This window comes from Tepiditoga spiralis (genome assembly GCF_014701195.1).
Taxonomy (GTDB): domain Bacteria; phylum Thermotogota; class Thermotogae; order Petrotogales; family Petrotogaceae; genus Tepiditoga; species Tepiditoga spiralis.
Genome location: NZ_AP018712.1, coordinates 1,115,985 through 1,130,986, shown reverse-complemented (window position 1 = coordinate 1,130,986; position 15,002 = coordinate 1,115,985). Strand labels below are relative to the sequence as shown.

Sequence of the window (15,002 nt, the reverse complement as noted above, 5' to 3'; positions counted from 1 at the left end):
CAAAAGAGGTATTTTTTTAATATCCAAACAATAAAGAAACTCCTAAATTATATGTATTTAAATAATTTGATTCATCAACATCTACTTTATTACCATTAGAATAAATCCAACCATTTTCTGTATATCCAAAAATATATCTTGCTTTTACATTTAATGCAAAAAAATCAGTAAAATGTAAGTACAAAGATGTATAAGGAGAAGCAATGTAATAATCTATTTTCATACTTGAAACACCTGATGAATGTCCAGTTAAAAAGTCATTTATTGTATCTCCACCCAATAAATTTCTTGAAATTCTAATTGAATACGTTCCAATACCAAAACCTGCATCTAAAACAATTGTATCAAATATATTTATTAAATTTCTTCCTATATCAAAAGTTCCATATTCAAAAGAAAATGTTAAAGATGTTCCAGAAACTGTAAAATCTTTTTTTCCAGTAAATCCATCACCGCCAATATAAAAATCATTAAAAATGCCTCCATGACCTTCTCCACCAAAGCATAAAACTCCATCATCTATTTTAAAATTTGTATCAGTAAATGGGGAAATTATTTGAACGCCAGGAATATAAACTATTTTTGATCCTCCAGCACCAAAGTTAAATGAAAACGAAATAATTGTAACCGTTAAAATTAAAAAAAGAAATAATTTTTTCATTATAATGCCTCCTTAAGTTTCTTAATTCAAATATATTATAAAATAAAAATCGTATATTAAACTTTTAAAATGATAAAACGTCATTTTTTTAAAATTTAAAGGTTTAAATAAAGATAATCAGTTTTTTCTTAAAATAATTCTATTCCTACCTTTTTCTTTTGCATCATAAAGAGCTTCATCAGCTTCCTTTATAAATTTTTCATAAATATCTTCATATTTAGGTTTTGCTATACATGCTCCAATACTAATTGTGACCTTTATCTCTAATTCATTTATTATGCATTTACTTTCTTCTACTTCTTTCCTTATTTTTTTCAATAATTTTTCAAAATTTTCATTTTTATTTGAAATATCATAAAAAACAAATTCTTCTCCTCCATATCTAAACGCCTTATCTGTATATCTTTTTAAATTTTCTTTCAATATTGTTGTAACACTTTTTATACATTCATCACCAATAAGATGCCCATATGTATCATTTATATTTTTAAAATGATCTATATCTATTATACACATTTGAAAGTACATACCATTTCTTTTTGCTAATTCAAAATCCTCTTCTACTTTTTCATTAAAATATCTTCTATTGTATAATCCCGTTAAACCATCTCTTACTGAGGTTTCTTCTAATTTTTTATTAATTTTTTCTAATTCTTCATTTTGAGTTTCAAGTTCTTCATTTTGAGCTTCTATTTCTTCAGTTCTTTCTGCAACCAATTGTTCCATATTTTTAGTAAATATTTCTATCTTTTTAGACATATTATTAAAAGCACTTGAAAGTTCTTTTATTTCATCCTCATCATCTTCATTTGGAATAAATTGTTTAAAATCCCTTGAACCAATACTCTTTGAAAAAACCATGAATTTATTTAATGATCTCACTAAATTATTTGATAATTTATTTGAAACAATTATTAACATTAAAATTGAAAAAAGAAAAAGAAATATAAAAATAAAAAAAATCCAGAATAATAAATTATTGATATAATTTTTTGAAAAAATTATATTGAATTCTAAATTTTTAGTAACGGAACTCGAATAAAATCTATCTTTTAGAAATAAAAAATTATTAATATTTTCAAGTTTACTCATTTCATTCATGTTTAAATTATAAAATTCATTATCCGTTTTAATTAATAAATAATAATACTTATTATCTTTCAAATTATTAATAAAATTTTCATAAAATTTTTTTAAATTAAACAGTAATAATAACTTTCTATTATTATCAGACTGCAAAACTTTTTCTATTTGTATATATGGAGTATCATTCTTAATAAAAAAATTTGTTTTATTTTCTTCATAATCTCCAACAATAGTTTTACTGTTTTGAATTAAAGACATATTTTCTATACAATATTTTGAATCAATTATTTCATTAAATTTCTTATTCAAAGTTTTCTTAGCATAACCACTTATTATAGGATTATTATCAAAAACAAAAATTGTGTCATTATTTTCTAAAATGTTTTTTAAGGTTTTTTCAATATAAGAAAAACACTCTTCAAAAGAATTATTCAAAGAGGTATTCACTAAATAAATATTATTTAAAGTAGATCTTTTTAAATTACTTATAAAAAAAATTAAAAATAAACTTGAAATTATTATTATTATTATTAAATTAATGCTCAAAGTATATTTAAAGATCTTATGTTTTAACTTCAAATTAGTCACCTACATTAAGTATATTTTTATAATCATTATAACCTATTCCTATATATTTTTCAAATAACAAGTTATATTTATCTGTTTTTTTCATGAAAGATATAAAATTACTCAAAGATTTATTCAACTCCTTTGTTTCATACGATGTACAAAAAGACAAGTAACCTATTTTATCTCTTTCTGGAAAAAGTGGTTTTAAATTTTCTTTAAGAGAGTATGTATTGAACCACTTTGGAAAAAAAGAAAAGGAATCTAAAATGCTAACATCTGTATTTTTTAAAAGAACTTGATAATAAAATCCAAACTTTGGTATTGTATAATCTTGAGGAATCAATAATATATTGACTTTATCTTTAAAAAATACATTGTTTTTTTCAAAATAATGAAGTGAATTATCTTTTTCAAAATAAACCTTATTGAATCCATACCTTATACTTCTCTTTTTTAATTCATCAATAAAAATTGTATAAAATGACATACTTTCTAAAAGAAGTACTTTTTTCCCCTTTAAATCTTCGTATTTTTTTATATTTGATTCCTTTCTACCAAACAATAATTCTGTATTTTCTGCAAAGGGAATCATATTCACATATTTTTTCCTTTTATCTGTAACTGTTATAATATCTGCAACAATATCTACTTTATTATATATATCCGGCGTAACATTTTTATCACTTTTAAAAATTAATTCACCATCTTTTTTCCAATAATCAGAAAACAAATTTACAATATGAACCTTTAATTTTACATTTAAATAATCAGCATATGTTTTAGCAAGTTCATAACAAAAACCTGGATTTTCTTTGTTTTCAGGCTGATATATTGTTGAAGTACGTAAATTTCTTATACCTATAATTAAGTATCCAGAATCAATAATTTCTTTTAAAGTCCTTGCTTGAAATACTTGAGATAAAAATAAAACAACAATAATGAATAATACTTTTTTCATAAAATCACTCCTCTCCAATCTTTATTATAATTATAACATTTTTAACAAAAAATTTATAATTTATATAAATAATAAAAGCATCCGAAGGATGCTTTTATTTTATTATTGCAGTATATCCAATTTCATCAATAATTGAAACTATTACATTTTCTGAAAGTTCCGAATCAACCTCCACTATCTTATTCTTTAAATCAACATTAAAACTTTTTATATCTTCTGCTTCACTTAATGCCTTTTCTATCCTCATTTTACAATGATTACATGTCATATCTTCAACTTTAAAAATATACTTCATTTACACACCTCCATCATTTAAAAATTTTATTTATTCTCGAAGAGTTCATAATTACATTTATTGAACTAAAAGTCATTGCTATTTCAGCAATAGCAGGATGTAAAATTCCACTCAATGCAAGAGGAATTGCTATTATGTTGTAGAAAAATGCCCAAAATAAATTTTGTCTTATTTTTTTAAAGGTAACTTTTGAAATTTCAATTGCATCAAATACTTTTGATAATTTTCCTTTAACTATAACAATATCAGCACTTTCAATTGCTAAATCAGTTCCAGTTCCTATTGCTATACCTATATCTGCTGATTTAAGTGCAGCTGCATCATTTATACCATCTCCTACCATACCAACCTTTTTCCCGTTAATTTGATACTCTCTAATATTTTTAACTTTTTCGTGTGGTTTTACACCAGATATAAACTTATCTATTCCAACACTATTAGCCACTGCTTTAGCTGTAATTTCATTATCTCCTGTGAGCATAATTGGTTGTATACCTGAATTTTTTATCTTTTTTATTGCATCAATGGTATCTTCTTTTATAGGATCAAAAATAGAAATGTATCCAGCTACACTTTCATCAACACTAACTTCTATAACTGTATGACCTTTTTCCATTAAGTTTTTGTATTTATTAGAATCTTTTGACTTACCAATATAGTATTTTTTGTTATCCAAAACACCAATTACTCCACTTCCAGAAATTTCTTCTATACTATCAAAATCATAATTTTTTATTGAATTTTTCCTTTTTGCATAATTAACTACAGCTTGAGCAAGAGGATGAACTGAATTTTTTTCTATCGAAGCAACTATTTCAAATAAATCATCACTTATATTTGTTTCAACAACTTCTGGTTTTCCCTTTGTAATTGTTCCTGTTTTATCTAAAAATAAAGTATCTATGTCTTTTGCAAGTTGTATTGCTTCTCCATTTTTTATTATTAATCCTTTTCTTGCAGCAACTCCACTTCCAGCAACCAACGCCATTGGTGTTGCCAATCCCAATGCACAAGGACATGCTATTACAATAGAAGCAACAAAAACAAATATTGACGTAGACAAAGCTCCAGCATTTGGATTTACCCAAGGTATAACATTAGACATTGAAACTAAAAAACTTTGTAAGTTATCATAATTAAAGTACCAAATCAATGCACCAATCAAAGATATAAAAAACACGACTGGTATAAAATACATAGTTACTCTATCTGCAAATCCTTGTATAGGAACTCTGGAAGACTGAGCTTCTTCAATTAATTTTATCATTTGACTTAAAAATGTATCTTCTCCAATTTTTTCAACTTCAACCTTAATGACTCCTGAATTTAATATTGTTCCACCAATAACCTCAGCATTAATATTTTTTTCTACTGGTATTGGTTCGCCAGTAATCATTGATTCATCAACAGAACCTTTACCTTCTATTATTTTTCCATCAGCAGGAATCTTTTCACCCATTCTAACTATAACTATATCTTTTTGTTTTAAAGTTTCAGTTGGAACTGATACTATTTCTTCATCAATTACAAGATTTGCATTTTTTACTCGCATTTCTAATAAACTTCTTATATCTTTTGAAGCTTTAAACTTTAATTTTGATTCAATGTATCTTCCCGTAAGTTGAAACCCTATTAACATTGCTGCTATTGTACCAAAAGAAAGTATATTTAAACCAAGAATTGCAAATACAGTAGTTATCCAAGCAGCAATAGCTCCTAAAGATACAAGAGTATCCATGTTTGCATGAAAATGAGTAACTGCTATTTTAGCTCCATTTAAAGTTTTTCTACCAGTAAAAAAAACTACAAATCCACCAAAAAATAATTCTATCCATTCAAAGTATGGGATTTTTACACCACTCATGTTAAAAATCATTAAAACCATCAATGGAATTGTGATATAAAGGGCTAATTTCATATTTTTAAAATCACTTTTAAACCTTTCTTCTAAAATATCAGAAGTTGGTATTTCTTTTGACATCTTATACCCAGCATTTTCTACTGCCTTTTTAAAATCTTCTTCATTAACACTATCATCAGATATTATAAAAGCTTTTTCAGTAGCTAAATTAACAGATACATACTTTACACCATTTATTTTCTTTAAATTCTTTTCAACTATTCTAACACAAGAAGCACAAGTCATCCCTTTTACTGCAAATGTAGAATTTTTTTCTTTCATGATTCACCTCCGATAATTTTTATCGTATTTAAAAATTTGATTATCATTAATTATATTAAAAATTATTTTTTATTATAAAGGTTTATTTATATATTCAATCACTTCTTCTAATTCTTTTATTTTTGTTTCAATTTCAGATGTATTATTTGAATATGCAGCATCTCTAACACAAGTTTCAAGATGTGTTTTTAATATTTGCGTATGAGCTTTTTTTAAAAGTGCTATTGTAGCCAATAATTGTTTTGAAATATCAATACAGTATCTTTCATCTTCAATCATTCTTATCGAAGCTTCAATTTGACCTTTTGCTGTTTTTAAAACATTTAAACTCTTTGAGTGTTTCATCTTTACCCCCTCCCATATACGGGTGCTTATCTATATAAATAATAACTCATATTTATTTCAAAAATAAATATAAAATGTTAAATTTAAATATTTTTATTTACAATTTTTCTTAATATTAGATTTACATAATTTTATTTTATAATTAACAAGATACTTGTACAATTACAAGTGATTGTATAATTTGGAAAGGAGATGATGGTATGACTAAGATTGAACAAGTTAGAAACAATTGGATAGAAATTCTAAAGTTATTAAATTCAGGTAAATCTTATGAAGAAATAGTGAAAATATTTGAAAATAAAAGTATTTATTTTGATACAAGATCATTAGAAAAAGTAAAAAAAGAATATGATAAACTTTATGAAAAGGAAGCAGAAAAGGAAAAAAAATTAAAAGAATATGAAAAACAAACAAATGAAGAATTAATGAAAAAAATAAAAAAATTAGAAAAAAAAATGATTGAATTTGAAGAAAAAACGAATAAAAAAATAATCGAAATAGAATATGAATTGGCACCAGAAGATAAAAAAGATACAAGTAGTAATGATTATTTAGAAAAAACATTTAAAAAACCTTATAGAGAATCTATTTTAAAAGAAAATGCAACTTTTAGAATCCCAAAAGAATGTCGTGATATATTAAAAAAATATTGTGGTAATGGTATTGGAAAAGAAAAAGAAAATGGAATTTTAAATATTTCAAGAAATGAATTTATTACGGGATTAATTTTAGAATTTGATAAAAACTTCAAAAAAAATACCTCAGAAAAGAAATCAAATTAACAATAAATTATTAATTAAGCAAAGTTTTTTTTACTTATATATGTTATTTTTGTTTTAAAATTAAATAACACACTCAACAAACGGAGGTGCAACCAAAATTAGTAACTCATTTATCGCCTGGGTAGGCTTGGAATGAGTGAAAGGTGCGGTTGCCGAAGGAATTAAAGCTTACCCACTTTAATTACCTGGTTGTATGGGAAATACTCATATGACTGTCGCATATGCGGAGAGCCGTTTGAAATATGTTTATAAAAAATATTTCAAAAAGTCTTCCGTATGGAAGACTTTTTCTTTATGGAGGGATAAAAATGAAAATTGGAATTGTTGGTGCAACTGGTGAAGTGGGTAGAACCATGGTCAAAGTTATTGAAGAAATGAATATTAATATAAAAGAATTACATTTATTTGCAAGTAAAAAATCTGCTGGTACCCACATAAAATTTAAAAAAAATGAAATAATAGTTGAAGAATTAACAGAAGATTCTATGAAAGAAAAGTACGATTATTTATTATTTTCTGCTGGTAGTGAAATATCTAAAAAATATGCTTTAATTGCTCAAAATCATGGGAATATCATAATAGATAATTCTTCTGCCTTTAGACAAGAAAAAAATATTCCTCTTGTAATACCAGAAATAAATTATCAAAAATTGAAAAATTATAAAGGAATAATAGCAAATCCAAACTGTTCTACTATTCAAATGTTGCTTGCATTAAATAAAATACACAAACAATTTCAAATTAAAGATATTTATGTAAGTACCTATCAGGCAGTTTCTGGAGCTGGGAAAAAAGGAATGAATGAACTTTTATTCCAACAAAATGGCTCAAAAGCTGTATCTCATTTTCCAACAATAATTTCAAACAATGTAATTCCTGTAATTGGAGATATTGAGGAAAATGGATTTACAACTGAAGAAATGAAAATGATAAATGAAACACAAAAAATATTTGAAGATAATTCAATAAATATATATCCAACTGCTGTTAGAGTTCCTGTTTTATATGGACATTCAGAAAGCATTCTATTTAAAACAAATAAAAAAACAACTTTAAATAAAGTAAAAGAATTACTTGAAAATTCTGAAAATATAATCTATACAGATGAACTCATTACGCCACTTAAAGTTGAGTCAAGTAATATGACATATGTATCAAGATTAAGAAAAATGAATGATTCATTTTTAATATGGGTTGTTGCAGATAATGTTAGAGTTGGTGCTGCTACAAACGCAGTTAGAATTTTATTAAAACATAAAGAGTTGAATAACATTGAATAAAATTATTCCATTTTCTTTAAATGAAATTAAAAAAATAAAACATGATACTCCTTTTTATATATACGATGAAAAAGGGATAATAAGTTCACTGAATGAATTAAAAAATTCTTTTAATTGGTGCAAATTTAAAGAGTTTTTTGCTGTTAAAGCAACTCCAACTCCATATATATTAAATTTGTTAAAAAAAAATGAGTGTGGAATGGATTGTAGCTCTTTAACAGAATTACTTTTAGCTCAATGTATTGATTCAAAAGATATAATGTTTACTTCAAATAATACACCTATGAAGGAATATCAAAAAGCAAAAGAATTAAATGCAATAATAAATTTTGATGATATAGATCACATAGATAAATTCAATAAAAAATTTGGAATGCCTAAAATCGCATCTATACGATATACACCAAACAATATTTATGGAAATAAAATAATAGGTTTTTCTGAAAATTCAAAGTTTGGAATGCCTCTTGAAAAACTATTAATTGGCTATCAAAAATTAAAAAATCTAAATGTAAAAATTTTTGGATTACACGGAATGCTTGTTTCTAATTCTCTTAATGAAATAGAAATAATAAAAAATATAGAACTTTTATTTAAAACAGCAAAAAAAATAAAAGATGAATTAAACATAAACTTGAAATTTATAGATATAGGTGGAGGTTTTGGTATTCCTTATAATCCTAAAGAAGAACCATTAAATTTATCTTTAATTTCAAAAGAATTAAAAAAGTTATACAAAGAGATATTAGAAAAAAATAATATATTTCCAGAAATATATTCAGAAAATGGCAGGTATGTAACAGGTCCACATGGATATTTAATAACTAAGGTTTTACATATAAAAAAAAGTTACAAAACTTATATTGGCGTTGATGCAAATATGGCAAACTTAATGCGTCCAGGAATGTATGGTGCTTATCATCATATAACAGTATTAAATAACTCAAAAAAATTAAAAAAATATGATGTAGTAGGTTCATTATGCGAAAACAATGATAAATTTGCAATTGATAGAGAGTTACCAGAAATAAATGAAGGTGATTACTTAGTAATACACGATGTTGGAGCTCATGGACATTCAATGGGATTTAACTATAATGGAAAATTAAGGTCTGCAGAATTTATTTATTCTAATAATGAATTTAAATTAATAAGAAGAGCTCAAACAATAGAAGAGTATTTTTCAACAATAAAAGGAGATGATATTTATGTTTAAAGGCGTTGGTACAGCTATAATAACTCCTTTTGATTCCGAATTAAATATTGATTATGTTTCATTAGAAAAATTAATTAATTTTCAATTAAAGTATGTTGATGCATTAATCGTTCTTGGAACAACAGGAGAAGCTCCAACAATAACAGAAAAAGAAAGAGAAAAACTAATTAATTTTGTAATTGAAAAAACTAATAAAAAAGTTCCAGTTATAATTGGAACTGGAAGTAATGATACCAAAAAAATTTTAAAATACAATAAAATTTCAGAAAAAGCTAATGCTGACGGACTTTTAATAGTAACTCCATATTATAATAAAACAACCCAATTTGGCTTAAAAGAAAATTATAAGTATATTTCAGAAAGAACTTCTCTTCCTATTATATTGTATAATGTTCCTTCAAGAACAGGTGTTAATATTTTACCAGATACAGCAATAGATATATTCAATAAAAATAAAAATGTAATTGGAATAAAAGAAGCTAGTGGAAATATTTCTCAAATAAATACATTAATTTCAAAAAAGCCGAATAATATGTTAGTTTACTCTGGAAATGATGATCAAGTAATTCCTATAATGTCTCTTGGTGGAGATGGCGTAATTTCTGTAATATCTAATATACTCCCAAAAATAATGAAAAATCTTACTACTTCTATTTTAAATAACGATTATATCACAGCAAAAGATATAAATAAAAAATATAATGAATTAATGAATAAATTGTTTATAGAAGTAAATCCAATACCAATAAAATATGCAGCATCAAAACTTAATTTGTGTAAAAATAAATTAAGGCTTCCTTTAGTTTCATTGAGTTCTGAAAATCAAAAAATATTAGATGAATTATTAAAGGAGATTAAAATATGAAATACGGATTAATAGGAATAAATGGAAGAATGGGAAGAGAAATACAAAACTTATTTGATGAAAATAATCATGAATTAGTTTTTTCATATGATAAAAATGGTGAATTCTTTAAAGAAAATCCAGATATTTTAATAGATTTTTCTCTTCCTAAGGTTTTTAATACAACTATAGAATATGTAAAAAAGTATAATACTCCATTAATAATCGGAACAACTGATTTAGATGAAAAAAGTTTTAATGTTTTAAAAGATATATCCAAAAAGGTACCTATAGTTCAAAGTTATAACTTTTCAATAGGAATACAAATCCTTTTGAAGTTAGCAAAATTAACTAATGACTTCTTACCTAATTCAGATATAGAAATAATAGAAACACATCATAGATTTAAAAAAGATAAACCATCTGGAACTGCTAAAATGATAAAAAATGAATTAAATAAAAACATAAATATTTCTTCATTAAGAATAGGTAATATACCAGGAGATCATAAAATAATATTTGGTACACTTGGTGAAACAATTGGAATATCTCACAGAGCACTTTCGAGAAGAGCTTTTGCAGAAGGTGTTTTAAAATCAGCATTATTTTTAAAGAAAGTTTCAAAATCAAAAATATATACTTTTTCAGAAGTAATGGAGGGAAAAATATGAATTCACAAGAAATAATAAACTATATAACAACTTCAAAAAAAGAAACACCAATAAAAGTTTATTTAAAAGGAAGTTTAAAAATTTTATTAAATAATGATAATTTTTTTGGCAATGAGTATTTTGGAACATTGTTTTGTACACTCAAAGAGTTTGAATTATTAAAAAGTAAAATTATAATAAAAAATTATAAAATTGAGATTGATAGAAGAAATTCTGCAATACCACTTTCAAATTTGGAAAAGTTTAATGCTAGAATAGAACCCGGAGCATTAATAAGAGAAAAAGTTGAAATAGGAGATAATGCTGTTATTATGATGGGAGCAGTATTAAATATAGGGGCAAAAATTGGTAAAAAAACTATGATAGATATGAACGCTGTAATTGGCGGAAGAGCAATTATTGGTGAAAACTGTCATATTGGAGCAGGTGCAGTTATTGCTGGAGTTATAGAACCCCCAAGTGCTAAGCCAGTAATAATTGGTAATAATGTATTAGTAGGTGCAAATGCAGTAGTTTTAGAGGGCGTTGAAATAGAAGATGATACTGTTGTAGCAGCAGGCGCAATTGTCACAACAAATGTAAAAAAAGGAACAGTTGTTGCTGGATCACCTGCAAGAGTAATTAAAAAAATTGATGAAACAACAAAAGAAAAAACTAAATTAATAGATGATCTAAGAAAATTGTAGGTGATATATGAATATAATAGTACAAAAATATGGTGGTTCCTCAGTTTCAGATAAAAATAAAATAATAAAAGTAGCTAAAAAAATAAAACAAAAAGTTAGTTTAGGATTTAAACTTATTGTTGTTGTATCAGCAATGGGAAAAACAACAGATAATCTTTTGAACCTTGCAAAAGAAATATCTAAAAATCCCAATCCACGTGAATTAGATATGTTATTAACTACAGGAGAACAAATGTCTGTATCGTTATTAACAATGGCACTTCATGAAATTAATATAAAAGCTAAATCTTTAAATAGTTTCCAAGCCGAAATAAATACATTAGGTAATCACAACAATGCAAAAATAAAAGATATAAAAAAAGATAAAATAATAAAATTTTTAAAAGAAAATGATGTTTTAGTTATAACAGGATTTCAAGGAATAAATCCCAATGGTGATTTAACAACACTTGGAAGAGGCGGATCTGACACATCAGCAGTTGCACTTGCTGCAGCTTTAAAATCAAATTGTGAAATATATAGTGACTATCCAATATACACAATAGATCCAAAATTATATAAAAATGCTAAAAAAATAAACAAAATAACTTATGATGAAATGCTTGAAATGGCAAGTTTGGGTTCAAATATACTTCATAGTAGAGCCGTTGAAATAGCTAAAAAGTTTAATGTAAAACTTTATTGTGCATCCACATTTTCTAATGAAGGAGGAACTTATGTGATTTCAAATACAATAGAAAATCCAGTTGTTACTGGAATGAGTTTGATGAAAAATCAAACTAGAGTAAATATTACAAACTTACCAGAAAATCATCCTTTATTACATGGAATATTTGAAAATTTATCTCAAAAATTTAATGTAGACATGATATCTTTGATAAGCATTGATAATAAAATAAATGTATCTTTAAGTATAATAGAAGAAGAAATGAAAGACTTTGATAAATACCTACAAAAAGCTCTTCAAAATATTGACAATAGTAAAGTGAGTTATGAACATGGATATGTAAAACTTTCTGTAGTAGGAATTGGTATGAAAACAGAAAAAGGAGTAGCTTCAAGATTTTTTAAGTCACTTCAAAATATTCCAATAAAATTAGTAACAACATCAGAAATAAAAATATCTTGTTTAATAGAAAAAGAAAATACCGCAAAAGCTATTGACTGTTTAGTAAAGGAGTTTGACTTATGAATCTAATAAAAATGTATAATAATTATAATTTTAAAGTAACAAAAGCTAAAGGTATTTATATTTATTCAAATGAAGAAAAATATATAGATACTTTTGCAGGAATAGGCGTTATGTCATTTGGTCACTCCTATGAACCTTTAAATAAAGTTCTAAAATTTAAAATAGATAAATACACACATCTTTCAAATTTTTTTATAGATAAAGATGCTGAATATGTAGCAAAAAAACTAATAAACTTTACTGAAACTGACGGAAAAGTTTTTTTTACAAATTCAGGTACAGAATCAACAGAAACCGCTTTAAAAGCTATTAAAAAAGTTTCATCTATTAAAAAAAATAAAATAATATACTTTAAAAATGGGTTTCATGGTAGAACAACAGGTGCATTATCAATAACTGGTTTTGATAAATTAAAAGATCAATTTTTACCGTTGTTTCAAAATACTATAGAATTAAAATTCAACGATGAAAAACAATTTGAAAATTATATAGAAAATAACTCTGAAAATGTTATTGCTGTTTATTTAGAAGGAGTTCAAGGTGCAGGCGGAGTTGTACCAATGACAAAAGAATTTGCTGAAACCATTAAAAATTATCATGAAAAACTTAAATTTATACTAGTTTGTGATGAAATACAAGCAGGACTTGGTAGAACAGGAAAAATCTTTTCTTATCAACATTATAACTTAAATCCTGATATTGTAACTGTTGCAAAATCACTTGGAGGCGGCTTACCTCTTGGTGCTGTACTCTTTTTAAATCAATTTCAAAACATATTAAAAAAGGGAGATCATGGATCTACTTTTGCTCCCAATCCCATATCTCTTGCTGGAGCTCATTTTATAGTTGATAATATAGAAAATATCTTAAGTGAAGTTTCAGAAAAAGGTCTTTATTTTATTGACAAATTAAAAAATATAAAATCAAATAATATTAAAGAAATTAGAGGAAAAGGATTAATGATAGGTATAGAATTAAAAAATGCTCAACCAAATTTAAGAAATAAAGCGCTTAAAAAAAATTTATTGATAAATATTTTAGCTGATAAAGTAATAAGATTATTACCATCATTTACTATATTTTATGAAGAAATAGATAAAATATGTAATATTTTGGAGGAAATATTATGAAATCACCAATTGAACTAAGACATTTACTACATCAAAACCCAGAAACATCATTTAATGAAGTTAAAACAACCAAACTTCTAATAGAATCCATAGAAGATTTAGCAAAAGAGTATAATATAAAATTAAATGTATTAACACCATTAAATACTGGTTTAATTGTTGTTTATAATCCATCATTTCAAAACTCATATACTTTATTTAGGGCAGATATAGATGCATTACCTATAAAAGAACAAACCAATTGTGATTTTTCATCTAAAAATGATAATATGCATGCATGTGGTCATGATGTACACATGTCTATTTTATATGGATTTATGAAATATATATTTGAAAATAAAATACAAAAAAACTTTATTTTTTTATTTCAACCTGGAGAAGAAGGTGGTGGAGGTGCCAAGTTAATCTTAGACAGTAAAGTATTAGAAAATTTTGATATAAAAAATGCCTATGCACTCCACGTAACAGACGAATATTCTATTGGAACTATTGCAACTACAAAAGGAGTTCTTTTTGCATCTGCCATGGAAATAGATATAGAGTTTTATGGAAAAGCTGCACACATAGCTTTTCCTCAAGATGGATTGGATTCTTTTAAGGCAGCAAGACTTTTTTTTAATGCGGTAGAATCACTTCCTAAAAATCCTATTGAACCCTTTGTTTTTGGTATAGGAAAAGTAAAAAGTGGTAATGTTAGAAATGTTATATCTGATTATACTAAACTAGAAGGAAGTATTAGAACATTAAGTATGAAAAAAGCTGAAAAATTTAAAAACAAATTAATAAAAATATTAAATGGAATAAAAGATATAACAAATGTAGATTTCAAAATAAGTATAGGATCTTTTTATAAAGAAGTAATAAATGATGATAATATGTACAATAAGCAAATTGATAAAATTAAAAATTTTAAAATAATAGATTGTGGATACAAAATGACAGGTGAAGATTTTGGTTTTATAGCGGAAAAATACCCTTCATTAATGTTTTGGCTTGGAACAGGCGGAAAAAAAGTAGGGCTTCATTCACCAAAATTTTTACCAAATGATGATGTAATAGAAATAGGAATTAATTTATTCAAAAACTTAATAAATGAATAGGTAG

15 protein-coding genes and 1 riboswitch are annotated in these 15,002 nt (G+C 25.1%); of the genes, 9 read left to right on the top strand and 6 right to left on the bottom strand.

What is annotated here, in order from left to right; all coding sequences use genetic code 11:
* Positions 1–16: 16 nt before the first annotated feature.
* The 6 genes from IGS63_RS05175 to IGS63_RS05150 form a co-directional block, all read right to left on the bottom strand.
* Entirely contained in the window at positions 17–661 is a 645-nt protein-coding gene (locus IGS63_RS05175; RefSeq protein ID WP_190615936.1) for a hypothetical protein, read from the bottom strand.
* Between the two features lie 117 nt (positions 662–778).
* Positions 779–2,326, bottom strand: a complete 1,548-nt coding sequence (locus IGS63_RS05170; protein WP_190615935.1) for a diguanylate cyclase — start codon at positions 2,324–2,326, stop codon at positions 779–781.
* Position 2,327: 1 nt separating this feature from the next.
* Positions 2,328–3,275 carry a transporter substrate-binding domain-containing protein gene (locus IGS63_RS05165; protein ID WP_190615934.1) on the bottom strand — a complete coding sequence of 316 codons (948 nt, stop codon included), beginning with the start codon at positions 3,273–3,275 and terminating at the stop codon, positions 2,328–2,330.
* 94 nt (positions 3,276–3,369) lie between these two features.
* Entirely contained in the window at positions 3,370–3,570 is a 201-nt protein-coding gene (locus tag IGS63_RS05160) for a heavy-metal-associated domain-containing protein (protein WP_190615933.1), read from the bottom strand.
* Between the two features lie 13 nt (positions 3,571–3,583).
* A complete protein-coding gene (locus IGS63_RS05155; protein WP_190615932.1) occupies positions 3,584–5,752 on the bottom strand; it encodes a heavy metal translocating P-type ATPase in 2,169 nt (722 codons plus the stop codon).
* 72 nt (positions 5,753–5,824) lie between these two features.
* Positions 5,825–6,097, bottom strand: a complete 273-nt coding sequence (locus IGS63_RS05150) for a metal-sensing transcriptional repressor (RefSeq protein ID WP_190615931.1) — start codon at positions 6,095–6,097, stop codon at positions 5,825–5,827.
* 200 nt (positions 6,098–6,297) lie between these two features.
* Here IGS63_RS05150 and IGS63_RS05145 point away from each other — a divergent pair, with 200 nt between their 5' ends.
* The 9 genes from IGS63_RS05145 (at position 6,298) to IGS63_RS05105 (ending at position 14,998) form a co-directional block, all read left to right on the top strand.
* Positions 6,298–6,879 carry a hypothetical protein gene (locus tag IGS63_RS05145; RefSeq protein ID WP_190615930.1) on the top strand — a complete coding sequence of 194 codons (582 nt, stop codon included), beginning with the start codon at positions 6,298–6,300 and terminating at the stop codon, positions 6,877–6,879.
* Positions 6,880–6,952: 73 nt separating this feature from the next.
* Positions 6,953–7,121, top strand: a riboswitch (Lysine riboswitch).
* A gap of 66 nt (positions 7,122–7,187) precedes the next feature.
* Positions 7,188–8,159 carry an aspartate-semialdehyde dehydrogenase gene (locus tag IGS63_RS05140; protein ID WP_190615929.1) on the top strand — a complete coding sequence of 324 codons (972 nt, stop codon included), beginning with the start codon at positions 7,188–7,190 and terminating at the stop codon, positions 8,157–8,159.
* A complete protein-coding gene (locus tag IGS63_RS05135) occupies positions 8,152–9,375 on the top strand; it encodes a diaminopimelate decarboxylase family protein (protein WP_190615928.1) in 1,224 nt (407 codons plus the stop codon). The genes IGS63_RS05140 and IGS63_RS05135 overlap by 8 nt, the downstream gene beginning before the upstream one ends.
* A complete protein-coding gene (gene dapA, locus IGS63_RS05130) occupies positions 9,368–10,240 on the top strand; it encodes a 4-hydroxy-tetrahydrodipicolinate synthase (protein WP_190615927.1) in 873 nt (290 codons plus the stop codon). The genes IGS63_RS05135 and dapA overlap by 8 nt, the downstream gene beginning before the upstream one ends.
* The gene (locus tag IGS63_RS05125) at positions 10,237–10,890 is read left to right on the top strand and encodes a 4-hydroxy-tetrahydrodipicolinate reductase (RefSeq protein WP_190615926.1); all 654 of its coding nucleotides are present in this window, start codon (positions 10,237–10,239) and stop codon (positions 10,888–10,890) included. The genes dapA and IGS63_RS05125 overlap by 4 nt, the downstream gene beginning before the upstream one ends.
* Complete coding sequence (gene dapD, locus IGS63_RS05120) at positions 10,887–11,576, top strand: 2,3,4,5-tetrahydropyridine-2,6-dicarboxylate N-acetyltransferase (protein WP_190615925.1); 690 nt, start codon at positions 10,887–10,889, stop codon at positions 11,574–11,576. Before IGS63_RS05125 ends, dapD begins: the two co-directional genes overlap by 4 nt.
* A gap of 7 nt (positions 11,577–11,583) precedes the next feature.
* Complete coding sequence (locus tag IGS63_RS05115) at positions 11,584–12,768, top strand: aspartate kinase (protein ID WP_190615924.1); 1,185 nt, start codon at positions 11,584–11,586, stop codon at positions 12,766–12,768.
* Positions 12,765–13,898 carry an aspartate aminotransferase family protein gene (locus IGS63_RS05110; protein ID WP_190615923.1) on the top strand — a complete coding sequence of 378 codons (1,134 nt, stop codon included), beginning with the start codon at positions 12,765–12,767 and terminating at the stop codon, positions 13,896–13,898. The genes IGS63_RS05115 and IGS63_RS05110 overlap by 4 nt, the downstream gene beginning before the upstream one ends.
* Positions 13,895–14,998 carry an amidohydrolase gene (locus IGS63_RS05105; RefSeq protein ID WP_190615922.1) on the top strand — a complete coding sequence of 368 codons (1,104 nt, stop codon included), beginning with the start codon at positions 13,895–13,897 and terminating at the stop codon, positions 14,996–14,998. Before IGS63_RS05110 ends, IGS63_RS05105 begins: the two co-directional genes overlap by 4 nt.
* Positions 14,999–15,002: the final 4 nt, after the last annotated feature.